At 66.1% G+C, this 16,711-nt stretch carries 17 protein-coding genes; 5 read left to right on the forward strand and 12 right to left on the reverse strand.

Annotated features, from left to right (window positions below; all coding sequences use genetic code 11):
- Positions 1-64 precede the first annotated feature (64 nt).
- From LKE06_RS19145 to LKE06_RS19165, 5 genes are all read right to left on the reverse strand, one after another.
- Positions 65-1,663 (reverse strand): amidohydrolase, encoded by a 1,599-nt coding sequence (locus LKE06_RS19145; RefSeq protein ID WP_228000600.1) that lies wholly within the window; start codon positions 1,661-1,663, stop codon positions 65-67.
- Positions 1,664-1,691: 28 nt separating this feature from the next.
- Positions 1,692-1,934: a hypothetical protein gene (locus LKE06_RS19150; RefSeq protein ID WP_228000601.1), complete on the reverse strand. Its 243-nt coding sequence runs from the start codon at positions 1,932-1,934 to the stop codon at positions 1,692-1,694.
- 87 nt (positions 1,935-2,021) lie between these two features.
- Complete coding sequence (locus LKE06_RS19155; RefSeq protein ID WP_228000602.1) at positions 2,022-2,504, reverse strand: FxsA family protein; 483 nt, start codon at positions 2,502-2,504, stop codon at positions 2,022-2,024.
- 92 nt (positions 2,505-2,596) lie between these two features.
- Positions 2,597-3,256 carry a response regulator gene (locus tag LKE06_RS19160; protein WP_228000603.1) on the reverse strand — a complete coding sequence of 220 codons (660 nt, stop codon included), beginning with the start codon at positions 3,254-3,256 and terminating at the stop codon, positions 2,597-2,599.
- 131 nt (positions 3,257-3,387) lie between these two features.
- Positions 3,388-4,563, reverse strand: coding sequence for a sensor histidine kinase (locus LKE06_RS19165; protein ID WP_228000605.1), 1,176 nt, complete (start codon positions 4,561-4,563; stop codon positions 3,388-3,390).
- A 125-nt stretch (positions 4,564-4,688) separates the two neighbouring features.
- On the opposite strand from LKE06_RS19165, the gene LKE06_RS19170 reads away from it, so the two are divergent.
- Positions 4,689-5,456 carry a sulfite exporter TauE/SafE family protein gene (locus LKE06_RS19170; RefSeq protein WP_228000607.1) on the forward strand — a complete coding sequence of 256 codons (768 nt, stop codon included), beginning with the start codon at positions 4,689-4,691 and terminating at the stop codon, positions 5,454-5,456.
- Positions 5,457-5,479: 23 nt separating this feature from the next.
- On the opposite strand, the gene LKE06_RS19175 is transcribed toward LKE06_RS19170, so the two are convergent.
- Positions 5,480-6,136: a TetR/AcrR family transcriptional regulator gene (locus LKE06_RS19175; RefSeq protein WP_228000608.1), complete on the reverse strand. Its 657-nt coding sequence runs from the start codon at positions 6,134-6,136 to the stop codon at positions 5,480-5,482.
- A 319-nt stretch (positions 6,137-6,455) separates the two neighbouring features.
- Here LKE06_RS19175 and LKE06_RS19180 point away from each other — a divergent pair, with 319 nt between their 5' ends.
- Positions 6,456-7,928, forward strand: a complete 1,473-nt coding sequence (locus LKE06_RS19180; RefSeq protein WP_228000683.1) for a TldD/PmbA family protein — start codon at positions 6,456-6,458, stop codon at positions 7,926-7,928.
- A gap of 11 nt (positions 7,929-7,939) precedes the next feature.
- On the forward strand, positions 7,940-9,319 hold the full coding sequence (locus LKE06_RS19185; protein ID WP_228000684.1) for a TldD/PmbA family protein: 1,380 nt from the start codon (positions 7,940-7,942) through the stop codon (positions 9,317-9,319).
- Here LKE06_RS19185 and LKE06_RS19190 read toward each other — a convergent pair.
- Both LKE06_RS19190 and LKE06_RS19195 read right to left on the reverse strand, forming a co-directional pair.
- On the reverse strand, positions 9,303-10,196 hold the full coding sequence (locus tag LKE06_RS19190) for an NmrA family NAD(P)-binding protein (RefSeq protein ID WP_228000610.1): 894 nt from the start codon (positions 10,194-10,196) through the stop codon (positions 9,303-9,305). The two genes, LKE06_RS19185 and LKE06_RS19190, sit on opposite strands and share 17 nt — an antisense overlap.
- A gap of 186 nt (positions 10,197-10,382) precedes the next feature.
- Positions 10,383-10,763 (reverse strand): PPOX class F420-dependent oxidoreductase, encoded by a 381-nt coding sequence (locus LKE06_RS19195; RefSeq protein ID WP_228000612.1) that lies wholly within the window; start codon positions 10,761-10,763, stop codon positions 10,383-10,385.
- Between the two features lie 273 nt (positions 10,764-11,036).
- Between LKE06_RS19195 and LKE06_RS19200 the strand changes: the two genes are divergently transcribed.
- Positions 11,037-11,738 (forward strand): DUF8817 family protein, encoded by a 702-nt coding sequence (locus LKE06_RS19200; protein ID WP_228000614.1) that lies wholly within the window; start codon positions 11,037-11,039, stop codon positions 11,736-11,738.
- 118 nt (positions 11,739-11,856) lie between these two features.
- Here the strand turns inward: LKE06_RS19200 and map are convergent, their stop codons facing one another.
- Entirely contained in the window at positions 11,857-12,624 is a 768-nt protein-coding gene (map, locus tag LKE06_RS19205) for a type I methionyl aminopeptidase (RefSeq protein ID WP_228000615.1), read from the reverse strand.
- 115 nt (positions 12,625-12,739) lie between these two features.
- Here map and LKE06_RS19210 point away from each other — a divergent pair, with 115 nt between their 5' ends.
- Entirely contained in the window at positions 12,740-13,003 is a 264-nt protein-coding gene (locus LKE06_RS19210) for a helix-turn-helix transcriptional regulator (protein WP_228000617.1), read from the forward strand.
- Between the two features lie 14 nt (positions 13,004-13,017).
- Here LKE06_RS19210 and LKE06_RS19215 read toward each other — a convergent pair whose 3' ends face one another.
- The 3 genes from LKE06_RS19215 to cobN all read right to left on the reverse strand — a co-directional run.
- Positions 13,018-13,413 (reverse strand): PPOX class F420-dependent oxidoreductase, encoded by a 396-nt coding sequence (locus LKE06_RS19215; RefSeq protein WP_228000619.1) that lies wholly within the window; start codon positions 13,411-13,413, stop codon positions 13,018-13,020.
- Positions 13,414-13,608: 195 nt separating this feature from the next.
- Complete coding sequence (locus LKE06_RS19220) at positions 13,609-14,151, reverse strand: DUF8020 domain-containing protein (RefSeq protein WP_228000621.1); 543 nt, start codon at positions 14,149-14,151, stop codon at positions 13,609-13,611.
- A gap of 235 nt (positions 14,152-14,386) precedes the next feature.
- On the reverse strand, positions 14,387-16,711 hold a 2,325-nt coding region (cobN, locus tag LKE06_RS19225; protein WP_228000622.1), incomplete at its 5' end, for a cobaltochelatase subunit CobN.

Raw genomic sequence — 16,711 nt, forward strand, 5'->3', positions numbered from 1 at the left:
AAGCTCTGGACAGGCACACCGGTCGATACCGCCGAAGTCCCGCCGCGACATTGCCGCACCCGATTCACGCTTCATGAATGGTGACTCCGCGGTGCACGGTGCGCAGACAGGTCGGCAAGGTCGCGTCGGGACCGAGCGGAGGCAATCCAGGCACACGCGAGCGGGGGTCGGTGGACCAGCGCTGCACCGAATCGGCGGCCGCGGCGACGACGAGTTCCGCCGCGTCCCATACCGCGTAAGAGGCGGGAGCGCCGGGAACCAGCGTGCCCGCGATTCCGTCGCGGACACCACCCGCTCGCCACGCGCCTCGGGTCGCGGCGGCGAAGGCGGCGCGCGGGGACAGCCCATTCCCGGGGGTCCGATGGTTGGTGGCGGCACGGATCGTGGCCCAGGGATCGAGCGCGGTGACCGGTGCGTCCGACCCGATGGCCAGCGCGATGCCCGCGGCGGCCATAGCGGCGAACGGGTTCAGAGTCGCCGCACGCTCGGCACCGAGGCGCGTCGCGTACATGCCGTCGCGGCCACCCCACGCCGCGTCGAATCCGGGTTGCACACTGGCGATGACACCCCAGCTGCCGAGCTTGCCGATCTGTTCGGCATCCATCATTTCCGCGTGTTCGACACGATGTCCGCGCGAGGCTACGGCCGGGCCGCCCAGCGCGTCGACCACACGCTCGAAACCGGCGACGACAGCATCCATGGCGGCATCGCCGATGACGTGGAAACCGGCCTGTATTCCGGCCTCGGTGCACGCTCGAAGATGCGCGGCGATCGCATCGGAGTCGAGGTAACCGAGCCCTGATCCGGTGGAGTCGGCGTACGGGTCACGCAGCCAGGCGGTGTGTGACCCGAACGAACCGTCGACGAAGAGGTCGCCGCCGAGTCCGTGTACACCGAGTTCGCCGACCAGCGCCCGCGCCTCGGCGGCGGTGCGAACCGCTTCACCCCAGTAGGCCCGCACCTCGACGCCGTGCTCGAACTCGAGGAGTTCGGAGAGATCGGCGCGCCCCGCGATTTCCGGTCCCGCGCATTCGTGCACGGCGGCGATTCCGCGCGCGGCCGCGGCGTCGAGCGCGGCCTGGCGGGCCCGATCACGTTGTGCGCGGCCGAGTCCCGCGAGCGCGGCGGTTCGAACGAGGTGATGGGCGGCGGCTCGCAGCGGTTCGCCGCGAGTAAACCCGGTGGTGTCTGTCACCCCGGGCACCGCCTGCAGGAGGGCGGTCGACACCACCGCCGAGTGTGCGTCCACCCGGGACAGATACACCGGCCGACCGGCTCCGGCCGCGGCGTCGATCTCGTCGATCGTCGGCGGGCGGGCATCGGTCCATCGGGTTTCGTCCCAGCCGTCGCCGATGATCGCGCCAACTGGGTTCGCCACGGCGTGGTCGCGCAGCAACTCCATGCAGTGAGCCGGTGATCGAGCCGCCGACAGGTCCAGCCCGGTCAGCTGCAATCCCAACGCCGTGACGTGTACGTGCGGGTCCACGAATGCGGGCGCCACGAATGCGCCGTCCAGGTCGATCATCTCCGCATCGGGATGCAGTGCTCGTCCCGGTTGCTCGGCGCCCAGCCACACCACGGTCCCGTCGGTCACCGCCATCGCTGTCGCGTCGGGTGAACTGGAACTGTAGAAACGACCGCCGATCAGCAACTGGGTACTCACGGGTCACCAGTCTGCCGTATGTGGCGGGTCAGCCTTTCAGCACCGCGTCCGGGGGCAGCGCGAGCACCGCCATCACATCCGCGTACTCCGGTGATACCCCACCCGATCGACGACTCGGCGTGGCACGCATGCCCGCCTCGACAGCGATCAGTTCCAGCCGCAGCGCGGCGGCCGTGAAACCGGAAATCGATTGTCCCGCAGCCGTTGCCGCGCGCCTGACAACCGCGGCCAGCTCCTCGCTCACTGTGATAGTGAGCTCTTCGGTGCCCATCCGGCAACATTACCCCTCCGACGATCATGCGAAACCGGTGCGCGACAATCGGTGTGATTTGCCGGATAGCTCCGGTTCGGCAGAGGGTTAGTTGTGGCCGATCGCGGGGCGGGTGTTGGTCCTGCCGTCGTCGTACCACTCGTTGACCACGACACCATCGACCACATCGTCACCGTCGATGATCACGCCATGGTAGGGCACCGCATCGACGATGCTGCCGAATCGGCGGGCGGCGAAAGCGGTAACCAGCGGACGGATCAGGAAGCGAGTGGGCGGCAGCAGCAGGAGCAGGCCGAACAACGAGGTGACCAGGCCAGGAACGAACATCAGCACGCCGCCCGTCGCGACGAGGGCGCCCTCGGCGACCGCGGTGCCCGGCGCGATCTCACCGCGACCCGCGCGGCGGAACTGCTCGAACACGCGCCTGCCCTGCGCGCCGATCATCAGCATGCCCGCGGCCGATCCGGCGATCAGCAACAGGATAGTGGGGATGACCCCGATAAGGTGGCCGACGCCAACGAGCGCGGCGATCTCGACGATGACGTAGAGCACGAACAGTACGGCGGGCATGGCGATCCTTTCGGACGATCTACCCTTCCAACGCCCGAAGTACTGTTTTTTCTCCTGAACGCACCTGATAGCTCGCTGAGATCTCCCCGCGCTCACCCGCCGGGGCGAACCAAACCTGTCTCATAGGCGAGTACCACCGCTTGAACCCGGTCGCGCAGACCGAGTTTCGTCAGCACCCGTCCCACGTGCGTCTTGACGGTCGCCTCCGAGAGATACAGCTGTTCGGCGATCTCCGCGTTGGAACGACCCGCCGCGATATGTTCGAGCACTTCGCGTTCCCTGGCGGTCAGCACATCGAGCACGCCAGGGTCGCGCATACCGCCTGGGTCGTCGGCGATGAGTCGATCCAACAGCCGTTTGGTCACCTTGGGTGAAACCACCGCGTCACCGGCCGCGACGCTGCGAATGGCGGAGATCAGATCCTCCGGCGGCGTGTCCTTCAACAGGAATCCACTGGCTCCGGCCCGCAATGCACCCAGGGCGTGTTCGTCGAGATCGAAGGTCGTCATCACCAGAACCCGGCAGCCGTCTCCCGCGTCCACGATCCGACCGGTGGCCGTGACACCGTCCACGACCGGCATTCGAATGTCCATCAGCACGACGTCGGGCCGCAATTCCCTGGCCCGCGACACCGCGAGCGCCCCGTTCTCGGCCTCCCCGATCACTTCGATATCGGGATGTGCACCCAGCACCATCTTCAGTCCCATGCGCATGAGTTCCTGGTCATCGACAACGAGCACGGTGATCGGCACGCCGTAAATCTATCGTCTCCGGCCGACCGACTTGCGAAACCGTCCGGGCACAGCGGGGCAGCCGACACCATGCGACTACCTCCAGAAAGGCGAAAGCGTCTGCGCCACTCGATGATTCCCGTAGGAGATGCTCAGAACTCACCGTCCGGATTCAGCGGAATGGTGGCGTGAACGCGCCAAGCGCCGTCGGGGGTGCGGCCGGTTTCGAGAGTGCCGCCGAGCACGGCGATGCGTTCGCGCATCCCGGCCAGGCCCATGCCACCGCCCTTGATCGGGGTCGCGGTTTGCGCTTGCATGGGGACACCGCCGGAGTCGGTGACCTCGACGAGTACGTCCGCGTCGCGGCGCAGGACCCGGACCCACGCCTTCGGTTGGGCGCCCGCGTGCCGCAGGGTATTGGTGAGCGATTCCTGCACGATGCGGTGCACGCCGAGACTGACCTCCGGTGCGATCGTATCGAGTTCACCGGTCAGCTCGAGTTCGGCGGCAAGGCCGGTGCCTCGCATCATGTCGACGAGCTTGGCGATGCCCGCGGTCCCGTGCTGCGGCACTTGTTCGAGGGTGGGTTCGATGCGCAGCAGCGCGACGGTCCGGCGCAGTTCGCGCAGCGCCTCCCGGCCGGTGCTCGCGATGGTCGCGAGTGCCTGTTCGGCGGCGTCGGGATCGCGGCGCAGGGTGTATTTCGCGCCGTCGGCCTGCACAATGATCACACTCACCGCGTGCGCGACCACGTCGTGGAGTTCGCGAGCGATACGGGTGCGTTCGAATGACACCGCGTCGTGCGCGCGGCGTTCCCTGTCGAAATCCGCGACCGCGAGCCGCGCCGCGACCTCGGTGTCGTAGGCGTGGCGCGCGCCGATGAACTCGGCGAGCGTCCAGCACAGCAGAAAGAACATCGCAGTGAACAGCGCATCGCCACCGGAGGGCGGGCCTATCAGTAGGAATGATGTGGTGCTGTCCACTACGAGACCGATGGCGAACCACAGTCCATCCTGGCGGCCGACATAGGCGACCAGCGTGTAGAGCATGATGCCGAGCCCGAACAGCGCGATGTGGTCGGCCTTGTCGTTGGACAGGTAGCTGACCATCGTCGAGGTGACCGAGAGCGCCAGCATGGCTACTGCCATCGCCCGTGGGTGGCGTCGCCGGAAGGCGACCGGCACCGGAAGCAGCACGCCGATCGTCAGGTAGGTCAGCTTGTGGTCGGAGCTTCCCGCGCCGAGCAGTTCGAGGACCAGTAGCGCCAGTGCCAGCGCCGTATCCGCGACAATCGGCCTGTCACGAAGCCACAAACTGAATCGGCGCACGGATGTCAGCCTAGGTCCGTCGCCGGCGAGGCTGTGCAGCCCACTCGCGTGTCGGCCCGCTCACCGGGTTAGCGGTCGGACAGGCGACGACAATCGAGTACGCGCCGGTCTGGTTGTCTTGTCGGGTGGATTTCGCAGATTGGGCGGCCCTGTTGGTGGCCGCGTCCGCGGCGGGTTGGGTGGACGCGGTGGTCGGCGGTGGCGGACTGATCATTCTGCCTACGCTGTTTCTGGTTTCGCCGGGCATCGCGCCGCAAACCGCGCTCGGCACAAACAAATTCGCGGCAGTCGCGGGTACGGGTGCCTCGGTGGCCACCTTCGCCAGAAAGGTGCCCATGCAGTGGCGAGTGCTGTTGCCCGCGGCGGGCATCGCGGCGGTGACCGCCTCGGCCGGCGCGGCGGCGGTCTCACTCATCGACCGCGACCTGTTCATTCCGATCGTCATGGTGGTGTTGGTCGGGGTAGCGGCGTTCGTCACGCTGCGCCCCACGATCGGTGTGACCATCGCCACCCATCCGCCGTCACGCCGCAAGTTCATCCTGGTTGTCGCGCTGGCGGCCGGACTCGTCGGCGCTTACGACGGTCTGCTCGGTCCCGGCACCGGAACCTTTCTGATCATCACCTTCGCCACACTGCTCGGTACCGAATTCGTACGGGCCGCGGCGATGGCGAAGGTGATCAATTGCGGATCGAATTTCGGCGCCCTGATCTTCTTCGGAGTGACCGGTCACATCATGTTCGGGCTCGGCGCGGCCATGGCCGTCTGCAATGTGGCGGGCGCGATCGCCGGTTCTCGAATGGCATTGCGCAAGGGGGCCGAGTTCGTACGGATCGTGCTGTTGGTGGTGGTGATCGTGATGGTGGTCCGGTTGGGCTGGCAGCAGTTCGGGTGAGCGCGGCCGTCCGGCCGACGATCTCAGCCGACCGGCGCGACGTGCATGGTGGCATTGGAGGCTAGCCAGGGGCGCAGCACTGCCGAGGTGGTCTCGTGGATACGTCGCTGTAGTCGTTCGCCGTCCTCGATCCCCGCTTGCGGGCTCTGGAACAACACGGTGAGCGCACCGGACACCGCGCCGACGACCGCGCCGACCAGCGCGGCGGCGCCGACCTCATCCAACTCGCCCGGGAAGGCAGCGTGCAGTTGCTTGGCGATCTCGCGTTGCGCGATCAGTTGTGCGTGCGCGGCCCGGCCACTGACCGCGGGCACAATCCGCGACACCTGTGCGCGCAGCGCGGCAATCCTGGCGCTGAGATCATCGATGAGATGTTCGCCCGGGTTGTCGCCCGCCGCGCGCAGCGCGCGCAACAACACCTCCACCGGACGTTCGCCGGGGCGGCGGCTCGCGATGGCAACCACCGCTGCCCGGACCCGTTCATCCTGTTCCGGGAACAGCAGTTCTTCTTTGCTGGCGAAGTAATTGAAGAACGTCCGGGTACCGACTTCGGCAGTGGCGGCGATATCGGCCACCGTCGCTTCCTCGTAGCCTCTTTCCTCGAAAAGTTCGACGGCTGCCTCGAGGATGGCGCGGCGGGTTCGTTCTCGTTTGCGATCGCGGAGGGCGGATGGCGGCACGCGGGCAGGCTACGCCACCCGGCGCTGTTTCTCCGGCAGCACGTGCGGCGCTGCGTGTCCGCGGCATGCCTCCAGTCGAGGCAAGCCGGTTCGTAGGTGCACCAGCGGCATTGGTGCTCGGGCTGCCTGTCGGCGGATCGGGCTGCGCGAAGCAGTCTGTGCCGCAGCGCAGTTCGTGCCATTTTGCATTCGGTGCATAGTTGCGGCGGATGCGTTCGCGGTGTCGGATGTGTTTGTCGGACCGAGCGGCTAGGTTGGTGCGGTGAGCATCGCGACTTCCAAAGACGTGGACGCCGAGTTCGTTGCGCTACCACTTCACATGCTGGCCGACGCCGCCTTGTCCGCGGCGAAAGCCGCAGGCGCCGAGCATGCGGACCTGCGCGTGCATCGGCTCGTCACGCAGTCGATCACCTTGCGTGACGGCCGGGTGGAGGCGATCGACAATTCGACCGACCTCGGCTTCGCGGTGCGCGTGATCGTCGATGGCACCTGGGGTTTCGCCTCGCACGCGGCACTCACCACGGACGCGGCGGCCGAGGTAGCGCGCCGAGCGGTGACGGTGGCGACCACGCTGCGCGGACTCAACCGCGAGCGTGTCGAACTCGCGGCCGAACCACGCTATGACGACGCGCGCTGGGTGTCGCCCTACGACCTCGATCCGTTCGCGGTGCCGACGAGCGACAAGGTCGCACTGCTGCAGGACTACTCGGAGCGACTGTCCAGCGCCGACGGTGTCGACCATGTGAGTGCGTCGGTGCTGCAGGTGAAGGAACAAACCTTCTACGCCGACACCGCCGGTTCGACGATCACCCAGCAGCGAGTGCGACTGCATCCGCAGCTGGAGGCGATCACGGTCGATTCCGCGGCGGGCGTTTTCGAAACGATGCGCACCCTCGCCGCGCCGGCCGGTCGCGGCTGGGAATACGTCACCGGTGTGGACGGAATCTGGGACTGGAGTGGCGAACTCTCGCAGATCCCGGGCTGGTTGGCCGAGAAGGTGAAGGCACCGAGTGTGCAGGCCGGGCCGACCGATCTGGTCATCGATCCGACCAACCTGTGGCTGACCATTCACGAATCCATCGGCCACGCCACCGAATACGACCGGGCCATCGGATACGAATCCGCTTACGCGGGTACCTCGTTCGCGACACCGGACCAGCTGGGCACGCTGAAATACGGTACGCCGATCATGCACGTCACCGGCGACCGCACTCAGGAGCACGGACTGGCCAGCGTCGGTTACGACGACGAGGGCGTCGCCGGACAGCGCTGGGATCTGGTGCGCGAGGGCACCCTCGTCGGGTACCAGCTCGACCGCGTGTTCGCCCCGCGCCTCGGGCTGGAGCGCTCCAACGGCTGCTCCTACGCGGACTCCGCGCATCACGTCCCGATCCAGCGGATGGCCAATGTGTCATTGCAGCCCGATCCCGAGCACGACACCAGCACCGAAGAACTCATCGGCCGGGTCTCCGACGGCATCTACATCGTCGGCGACAAGTCGTGGTCGATCGACATGCAGCGCTACAACTTCCAGTTCACCGGACAGCGGTTCTTCCGCATTCGCAATGGCAAGCTCGATGGGCAGCTGCGCGATGTCGCCTATCAGGCCACCACAACAGACTTCTGGGGCTCGATGGAGGCAATCGGCGGACCGTCCACCTGGCGGCTCGGTGGTGCCTTCAATTGCGGTAAGGCGCAACCGGGTCAGGTCGCCGCGGTCAGTCACGGCTGCCCGTCGATCCTGGTGCGCGGCATCAATATCCTGAACACCCGGACGGAGGCGGGGCAGTGATCGGAACCGGTCTGTTGCCTGCGGGCGCGGTCGTCGAACAGGCTCTGGCGCTCTCGCATGCGGATGAGGCGATCGTGATCGTCACCGACGTGCACGAGGCGTCGCTACGCTGGGCGGGCAATTCGATGACCACCAATGGCTCGTCGGTCTCGCGCAACTGGGCGGTGGCCTCGATCTTCCGCGATGGCCCGAATTCGGCGCGAGTCGGCAGCGTCAGTTCGACCAGCGTCGCCTCTGAGGACATCGAAGCGCTCGTTCGCGCCAGCGAGGATGCGGCGCGCACCGCCGCACCCGCCAAGGACGCGATGCCGTTGCTGACACCGGACACGGGCACGGCCGATGATTGGGCCGCCGCACCGGGCAGCACCGGCATCGAGGTCTTCACCGATCTGGCTTCCGATCTGTCCGTGGGCTTCGATGGCGCCGACCGGCTCTATGGTTTCGCCCACCACCAGATCCACACCACCTGGCTGGGCACCTCGACCGGCATTCGACGACGATTCGTACAGCCGACCGGTTCGGTCGAGATCAATGGGAAGCGTGGCGAGGGCGCCGATCTGGCCAGTGCCTGGGTCGGTGTCGGCACCGCTGATTTCACCGACGTCGATATTCCCGCTCTGCTGCGCGAGCTGTCTCGACGGCTCGACTGGTCGAAACGGCGCGTCGACCTGCCCGCGGGCCGCTACGAAACGCTACTGCCGCCCTCGGCCGTCGCCGACCTGATGATTTACATGGCCTGGTCGATGGAGGGCCGCGGCGCACAGGAGGGTCACACCGCCTTCGCCCGCGCCGGCGGAACGCGAGTCGGCGAGCGGCTCAACGACATTGCGCTGACGCTGTATTCCGACCCCGGCGCCGAGGGCCTCGAATACCGTCCGTTCGTCGCTACCGCATCCTCATCCGAGACGCTATCGATCTTCGATAACGGTCTACCCGCCCGGCGGGTCGACTGGTTGCGTGAGGGCGTCATCGAATCGCTCGTCTATCCCCGCGCGACCGCGGCCGAATTCGATGCCACCGCAACGCTTCCCGCCGGCAACCTCCTACTCACCGGCGGATCCGGGGCCACCCTGGACGACATGATCGCCCGCACCGAGCGCGGCCTGCTGCTCACCACCCTCTGGTACATCCGTGAGGTCGACCCGGCCACCCTGCTGCTGACCGGCCTCACTCGCGACGGCGTCTACCTCGTCGAGAACGGTCAGGTCACCGCCGCGGTCAATAACTTCCGCTTCAATGAGAGCCCGATCGACGTGCTGCGCCGAGTCACCGAGGCGGGTGCCACCGAAACGACGCTGCCGCGCGAATGGAAGGACTGGTTCACCCGCACCGCGATGCCGCCGCTGCGAATCCCCGATTTCCACATGTCCTCGGTCAGCCAGGCGACATAGCCGGTCGAGACGCCCAGGCGCCGGTGGCGACGGCCTCACGGACGAATGATTCGAAGGACCGGGGCGCACGGCCGAGGACCCGCTGGATGCCGTCGAAGGGAGTCGAATACGCGCCGCCCGCGTGCCCCCGGACGGATACGGTCAAGAATTCGATCGACTCATTCCCGAGGCCACGTTCGCGAGCCCGAACTACCCACTCGTCCAAGGTGATTCGCTCGTAGGAGATGTCCCGGCCCAAAGTTCGGCCAATGATGCCGACCGCCTCGCGGTGACTGAGTGCGCGGGGGCCGGACAGTTCGTAGACGGCGCCGCCGTGGCCAGGGGTGGTCAACACCTCGACCGCGACATCGGCGATGTCGGTGACATCGGTGAAGTCGAGGACCGGGTCGAGATCCGCCTCCACGCGTTCGACACGGCCCGCCATGATGCCGTCGCGCAACGGACCGGTAAGGAAATTCTGATGGAACACACCCGGACTCAGAATCGTCCACTCCACACCGGAATTCCGCACCGGCTGCTCCAGCGCCACCATGTGCGGGTGTACCGGCTGGGCGCGGGCGCTGCGTCCCGACAGCAGCACCAGTCGCCGCACTCCGCGCGAGACCGCAAGTTCGACGAATTCGGCGACCGCCGCCGCACCGAATCCGACTTCGCCCTGTTCACCGGCGCGCACCTGTGCGGTGATCGGTGTCGCGAGATAGACCGCATCGACATCCGTCAGTGCTGCCGCCCAGGTGGATCGGTCGCCCCAGTCGAACGGCGGCTCGGCCGCCCTCGACGCCGCGCGCACGGTGCTGCCACGCTGCCGCAGCCCCGCGGCGACTCTGCTGCCAGTCTTGCCGGTCGCCCCCGTGACCAGTACATTTCGCGCATCCAAAGTTGTCTCCTTCATGACGATCGCGGATACGAGCCGCACACTCGATCGACCACATTCGCGTCGGCATCGCCCACATGTAGGCGACCGGTGACATCCGCGGCGGTATCGACCCGATCGCGCGGCCTGGCCGTCATCGGCAATTTACGACAGCCCGCCTGACTGTCCGGCCGCGCGGCCGAAACTCGTTCAGTTCGGTGTGATCTCGATGCCGATGGTGCCGGACTTGCCGCGCCGCAGATTGCTGCCGAGGATCACCAGCGGGCCGAGCAGCCAGTACTTACGTTTGAGCAGCTTGCGCACGCGCTCGGTGCCGTCCGCATCGAGGATTCGGCCGGTCCCCTCGATGACATCGCCATGCGGTTTCCCGCTCGCGTTGCACGGTTGTACGGTCACCGCTGGATTGCGGCGCAGCCGCTTGACCTTCCAGCTGTCGGTGACGGTCCACACGTACAATTTGCCGTCGTCGGGCGCCGCCCACACGGCGGTGCCGACGGGGGTGCCGTCCTTACGGAATGTGGTCAACAGAACGTAATCGGCCTTGCCGACGGCGCCGAGTGTATTCGTCATCAGCGCAGCGTATTCGGTTGGCCGGGCGGGCGTTGGTCGAGCATTCGGTACTCGCCCGCGTCGAGGCGTTCCAGCAGTCCATCGGCTGATCAACGCCTCATCTATGAGCACGCGGAACTCGTGTTCGCCCGCCTCGGTCACCTCGGACAGGGTGCGCCCCGGTCCCTGTTCGCTGCCCTCGGCACCGATGGCGGCGAGTTCGCTCGTGCGTCAGTTGTGAGCGCCTAATCTGCGGTAGTCAAACTCGATTACCACAGCGTATGGAGGGTTACGATGGGCGATACGGCAGTCCCGGTGCTGTGGGGTGGCGATCTGAAGAACACCCTGGACTTCTATCGGACGCTGGGATATGCCGTCACCTACGAGCAGACCCGGCCCTATGTGTACGGCGCGGTGGAGGGCAACGGTTGCGCGCTGCACTTCGGGGCCGAACCCAGGGGCACCGAACTGCCCGCCGAGTCGGTCATCTGCCTGGTCATGCTCGACGATGTGGCCGCCAGACACCACGCCTTCACCGAAGCGTTGCGTACCCACTACGGCAAAGTCCCAGCCAAGGGATACCCCCGAATCACCCGATTTCGGCCGGGTCAAAGCAGATTCACCGTCGTCGACCCGGTCGGCAACTCGGTGATCTACATCCAGCGCGACGAGCCCAAGGATATCGAGTACGGCGGCTCCCGCGAACTCGCGGGCCTGGCAAGGGTTTTGGACAATGCGCGAATCTTGCGCGATTTCAAGAATGACGACGCGACGGCGATCCGCGTACTGGAGGTCGGACTCGGCCGCTTCGGTGCCGAAGCACCGCGACTCGACAAGGCCATGGCGCTGGCCGCTCTGATTGAATTAGCCATCGCCGCCGACGATCCCGCCCGCAGCGATACGCTGCGCACCGAGCTCAGGGCGATGCGGCTGACGGAGGCGGAACGCTCTGCGGTCGAAGGCGAATTGCGTGCGGCGGCCGACCTGGCCGACTGATTGCCCGATCACGCCGAGCGCCGCATCTGTTCGACCGAGACTCGAAGGCGGACCGGAAACGTTCGCCACCGGAGCCCGGAAGGGCACTCGGACGCCGCCCCGGATGCCGTTCGCCTTCTTACCCGACCAGGGTCAGCACCTGCGGTCCGTCCTCGGTAATCGCGACCGTATGTTCGGAATGCGCGGTACGGGAACCATCGGCCGACCGGATAGTCCAGCCGTCCGCGTCGGTGAATATGCGATCGGTAGTGCGGGCGAACCACGGTTCGATGGCGATGGTAAGCCCCGGCCGCAGCCGGTAGCCGCGCCCGGCCCGGCCCACATTGGGTATATGCAGGTCTTCGTGCATGGTGCGACCGATCCCATGCCCGCCGAATTCCGTATTCACCGGATAGCCGTAGGCGCCCGCAACCTCCGCGATGGCAGCGGAGATATCTCCGATCCGCTTGCCCGGCACCGCCACCTCGATGGCCGCCGCCAATGCCTCCTCAGTGGCGCGCACCAGCTGCACATCCTGCGGCTGAGGGTTGCCGACAATCACGCTGATCGCGGAATCCGCCGCCCATCCGTCGATCCCGACGGCTAGATCGATGGTAAGCAGATCGCTATCGCGCAATGCGTAGTCGAATGGAAGTCCGTGCAGCACTGCATCATTCACCGACAGGCACACGGTGTTACGAAAAGGGCCGCGCCCGAACGACGGGGCGTAATCCACATAGCACGACACCGCACCGCGCTGCCGAATCCGTTCCCGCACAATCGCTTCCAGTTCGAGCAGGTTCACGCCGACCTGCGCGCGCTGGCGCAACTCGGCCAGGACCCCCGCAACGAACTCCCCCGTCACCCGCATCCGGGCGATCTCGTCCGGGGTCTTCAGTTCCACCATCATCGGCTCCAATCGGTATTTTAATACCACAGTAGCTTGCCTGGTATTTTAATACCAACTCGCAGGTCCGGACACATGCTTGCGGTATTTAAATACCGACCATAGTCTTGGAGCCATGGTTCGTCTCCCCCTGACCGCCGCCCAGCTCGAGGCGGGTCGCCGCCTCGGCGTTCGCCTGCGCGCCGCCCGCGCCGATCGCGACCTCACTGAAACCGCTGTCGCGGCGGGCATTTCGCCGGAGACGCTGCGCAAGATCGAAACCGGCCGCCTGCCGACGCCGGCCTTCGGCACCATCGTCTCCCTCTGCGCGGTACTGGACATCCCGCTCGAGGAACTCGCCGATGCTTGGCGCTCGACGAGCCTCGCCGAATCGGCGTAGCGGGCGGGTTCCCGCTACGCCGGATCACTACCCGGCTTCGGCGTAATCGCGATACCGATGGAACCATCCGCGCCCCTGAACAGCTTGTGCCCGCGAATGGCGAGCATGCCGATGATTCCGTACTTGCGGGCGACGAGATCACGCACACGCTCGGTGCCATCGGCGCCGAGGACCTCGCCCGTGCCGGCGATGATCTCACCACCGCCGGTACGCCCCCGGTTGTCGCAGACCTGCAGTGTGACGTCCTGATTGCGACGCAACCGCTTGACCTTCCAGGTTTTCGGGTTGGTCCACACGACGATCCGGTCACCGTCGGGCGCGACCCAGACCGGAGTCCCGACCGGGGTGCCGTCCTTTTTGAAGGTGGTCAGTCGCGCGTACTTGCTCGCACCGATGTCATTCCAAGTCATAGGACATACCGTAGGTCCTCGCGCGAGTAGCTACATCCGTCTGCGATCACAGTTTCCGCATACGCTCCCCGACGTACCCATAGAATTATGAAAAGCGCCTATTCCGAAATAGCGGGCCGATGCGGATTCGACCGGACCCGTTACGCAAAGCGAGCCCGGACGAATACCGAGTTGATCTTTCCCTGCCCGCGCCCGCTATTGGTTCGCGCCGGCGACACCGCCGATAATTCCGCCGATGACGCAGCCGACTATCGCGCCGACGAGAATGAACCACACACCGATGAGCACACCGATTGCGCAGCCGATCAGTACGCCCGCGACCGTGGTCCCGGCGTCACCGATGGCCTGCAGCGCAATGGATTCCGGCGAGTTGACGACGCCGGGGGCAGGTCCGCCGACCGGCGTCAGGGTCAACTCGTCGCTCTCGGTGTTGAGCACCGGCGTGACTTCGAGTGCCTGACCGGTCTGCATCCGCATGGTCGTCGGGATCGCACCGACCACTGCGCCGTCATCCGCCAGCACGGTCACCGCGTCGGGCGTCAGGGAGAACTTCCCGGAGGCCAATGTGACTGTGGCACTGGAGTGATCAGGCGCGAGTGCCGCGGTGTAGGCGATCGGCCCGTCCACCCCGTTGACACTCGGTCCGGCCAGCCCCGCCTCACCGTGTGCGGTCACGGCCGCAATACCGCTCGCGGCGATTGCCATGATCGCAGTCGCCACCAATTTCCTGATAATCATAAGTGTTTCCAATCATTCTGCCGCGATTGGCGTTTCCCCGGAAACGGCCACGGAACACTAATAATCATGCGCTCTTGACATGACAGCTGTCGCAAGAATGAGAAATCTCAATTGCTGTGCAAGATCACATAATTCGACTACCAAGTATTTGGGGGTTGATTTTCATGACGATTCAGATTTCACTTCGGTGACCGATCGGTGCGGGTCGGAACCCGCACCGATCGCCGACCCGGCGCTATTCGAGTTCGCCCTCGGTTTCCAGGTAGACCTGACGCAGCCGGTCGAGCGTGGCCTGTTCGGGCTGCTCCCACAGGTCACGTTCGGCGGCCTCGAGCAGACGTTCGGCAATCCCGTGCAGCGCCCACGGGTTCGACTGCTCCATAAACTTGCGGTTCACATCGTCGAAAACGTAACTCTCCGCGAGCTTTTCGTACATCCAGTCGGCGACCACATTCGTGGTGGCATCGTATCCGAAGAGATAGTCTACGGTCGCTGCCATTTCGAAAGCGCCCTTGTATCCGTGCCTGCGCATTGCTTCCAGCCAGCGTGGATTGATCACGCGGGCGCGGAAGACACGGGAAGTCTCCTCCGAGAGAGTGCGGGTGCGGACCGCGTCCGGCCGCGTGCTGTCACCGATGTATGCCTCCGGATTCTTGCCGGTCAGCGCGCGTACGGTGGCGACCATGCCGCCGTGATACTGGAAGTAGTCGTCGGAATCGGCGATATCGTGTTCACGGGTGTCGGTGTTCTTGGCTGCCACCGTGATTCGTCGGTACGCAGTGCGCATATCGTCGGCGGCGGGGGCGCCGTCGAGGTCACGGCCATAGGCGAAGCCGCCCCACGCAGTGTAGACCTGCGCGAGGTCGTCGTCGGTGCGCCAGCTCTTGGAGTCGATCAGTTGCAGGATGCCCGCGCCGTAGGTGCCCGGCTTGGAACCGAAGATGCGCGTGGTGGCGCGGCGCCGATCGCCGTGCTCGGCGAGGTCGGCCTGCGCGTGCGCGCGAACATAATTCGACTCCAGCGGCTCGTCCAACTCCGCGACCAGCCGCACCGCGTCGTCCAACAGCGCGAGTACGTGCGGAAACGCGTCGCGGAAGAAGCCACTGATGCGCACGGTGACATCGATGCGGGGCCGGGCCAGTTCGTCGAGCGAGATGACCTCGAGGTTCGTCACGCGACGGCTCGCCTCATCCCACACCGGCCGGACACCGAGCAGGGCGAGTACCTCGGCGATATCGTCGCCGGAGGTGCGCATCGCCGAGGTGCCCCACACCGAAAGCCCCACCGACCGTGGGAATTCGCCATGGTCGGCGCGGTAGCGATCCAGCAGCGAATCCGCCATGGCCTGACCGGTTTCCCAGGCCAGCCGCGACGGCACCGCCTTCGGGTCGACCGAGTAGAAGTTGCGGCCGGTGGGCAGCACATTGATCAGCCCGCGCAGCGGGGAACCGCTGGGACCGGCCGGAATGAAACCACCATTGAGCGCATGGAGAACTCGTTCGATCTCGACACTCGTCTGACGCAATCGCGGCACGACCTCGGCCGCGGCGAAGCGCAATACCTCTCCTACCGCATCCAGGCGCGCACCGGTACCTGCGGGCAGCGCGGCGCCGAATTCGGCGACCACGTCATCGACGGCGTCGACGGACCAGCCCGTGGCCTGTAGCGCGCCGACGAGCTCACGGGCCCGGCCCTCCACCGCGTCGACCCGATCGCGGGCTTCACCTCCGGATTCGTTCAGCCCCAGCGCTTCCCGCAGACCAGGCACATTCCGTTCACCGCCCCAGAGCTGGCGGGCCCGCAGCATGGCGAGCACGAGGTCCAGCTCGCTCTCCCCTACGGGCGCCTGGCCGAGCACATGCAGGCCGTCGCGAATCTGCACGTCCTTGATCTCGCACAACCAGCCGTCGACGTGCAGCAGCATGTCGTCGAAAACGTCTTCCTCGGGGCGCTCGGCCAGTCCGAGGTCGTGATCCATTTTCGCCGCCCGCATCAGGGTCCAGATCTGCTGGCGGATGGCGGGGAGCTTGGCCGGGTCGAGGGTGGAGATATTGGCGTGCTCGTCGAGCAGCTGCTCCAAACGTGAGATGTCGCCATAGCTTTCAGCGCGCGCCATCGGCGGGATCAGGTGATCGACGAGGGTGGCGTGGGCGCGACGCTTGGCCTGGGTGCCCTCGCCCGGGTCGTTGACCAGGAACGGATAGATCAGTGGCAACTCGCCCAGCGCGGCGTCGGTGCCACAGGAGGCGGACATGCCGAGGGTTTTACCCGGCAGCCATTCCAGGTTGCCGTGCTTGCCGAGATGCACCATGGCGTCCGCGGCGAAGCCATCCGGCGCGGCGATCCAACGGTAGGCGGCGAGATAATGGTGGCTGGGCGGCAGGTCGGGGTCGTGGTAGATGGCCACCGGATTCTCACCGAAACCGCGCGGCGGCTGCACCATCAACACGACATTGCCGAAACGCAATGCGGCAATAACGATTTCGCCCTTGGGGTCGGCGGAGCGATCGACATAGAGTTCGCCGGGCGGCGGGCCCCACGCCTCGATCACGGCCTCGCG

Origin of the sequence: Nocardia australiensis (assembly GCF_020733705.1) — a bacterium.
Lineage (GTDB): Bacteria > Actinomycetota > Actinomycetes > Mycobacteriales > Mycobacteriaceae > Nocardia > Nocardia australiensis.

Bases quoted from the DNA above. Each gene is read 5' to 3' on its own strand.
- LKE06_RS19150 (WP_228000601.1), bottom strand. From the start codon at position 1,934: ATGGGCACCGAAGAGCTCACTATCACAGTGAGCGAGGAGCTGGCCGCG.
- LKE06_RS19155 (WP_228000602.1), bottom strand. From the start codon at position 2,504: ATGCCCGCCGTACTGTTCGTGCTCTACGTCATCGTCGAGATCGCCGCG.
- LKE06_RS19180 (WP_228000683.1), top strand. From the start codon at position 6,456: ATGCTGGCCGACGCCGCCTTGTCCGCGGCGAAAGCCGCAGGCGCCGAG.
- LKE06_RS19195 (WP_228000612.1), bottom strand. From the start codon at position 10,763: ATGACGAATACACTCGGCGCCGTCGGCAAGGCCGATTACGTTCTGTTG.
- LKE06_RS19200 (WP_228000614.1), top strand. From the start codon at position 11,037: ATGGGCGATACGGCAGTCCCGGTGCTGTGGGGTGGCGATCTGAAGAAC.
- map (WP_228000615.1), bottom strand. From the start codon at position 12,624: ATGGTGGAACTGAAGACCCCGGACGAGATCGCCCGGATGCGGGTGACG.
- LKE06_RS19210 (WP_228000617.1), top strand. From the start codon at position 12,740: ATGGTTCGTCTCCCCCTGACCGCCGCCCAGCTCGAGGCGGGTCGCCGC.
- LKE06_RS19215 (WP_228000619.1), bottom strand. From the start codon at position 13,413: ATGACTTGGAATGACATCGGTGCGAGCAAGTACGCGCGACTGACCACC.
- LKE06_RS19220 (WP_228000621.1), bottom strand. From the start codon at position 14,151: ATGATTATCAGGAAATTGGTGGCGACTGCGATCATGGCAATCGCCGCG.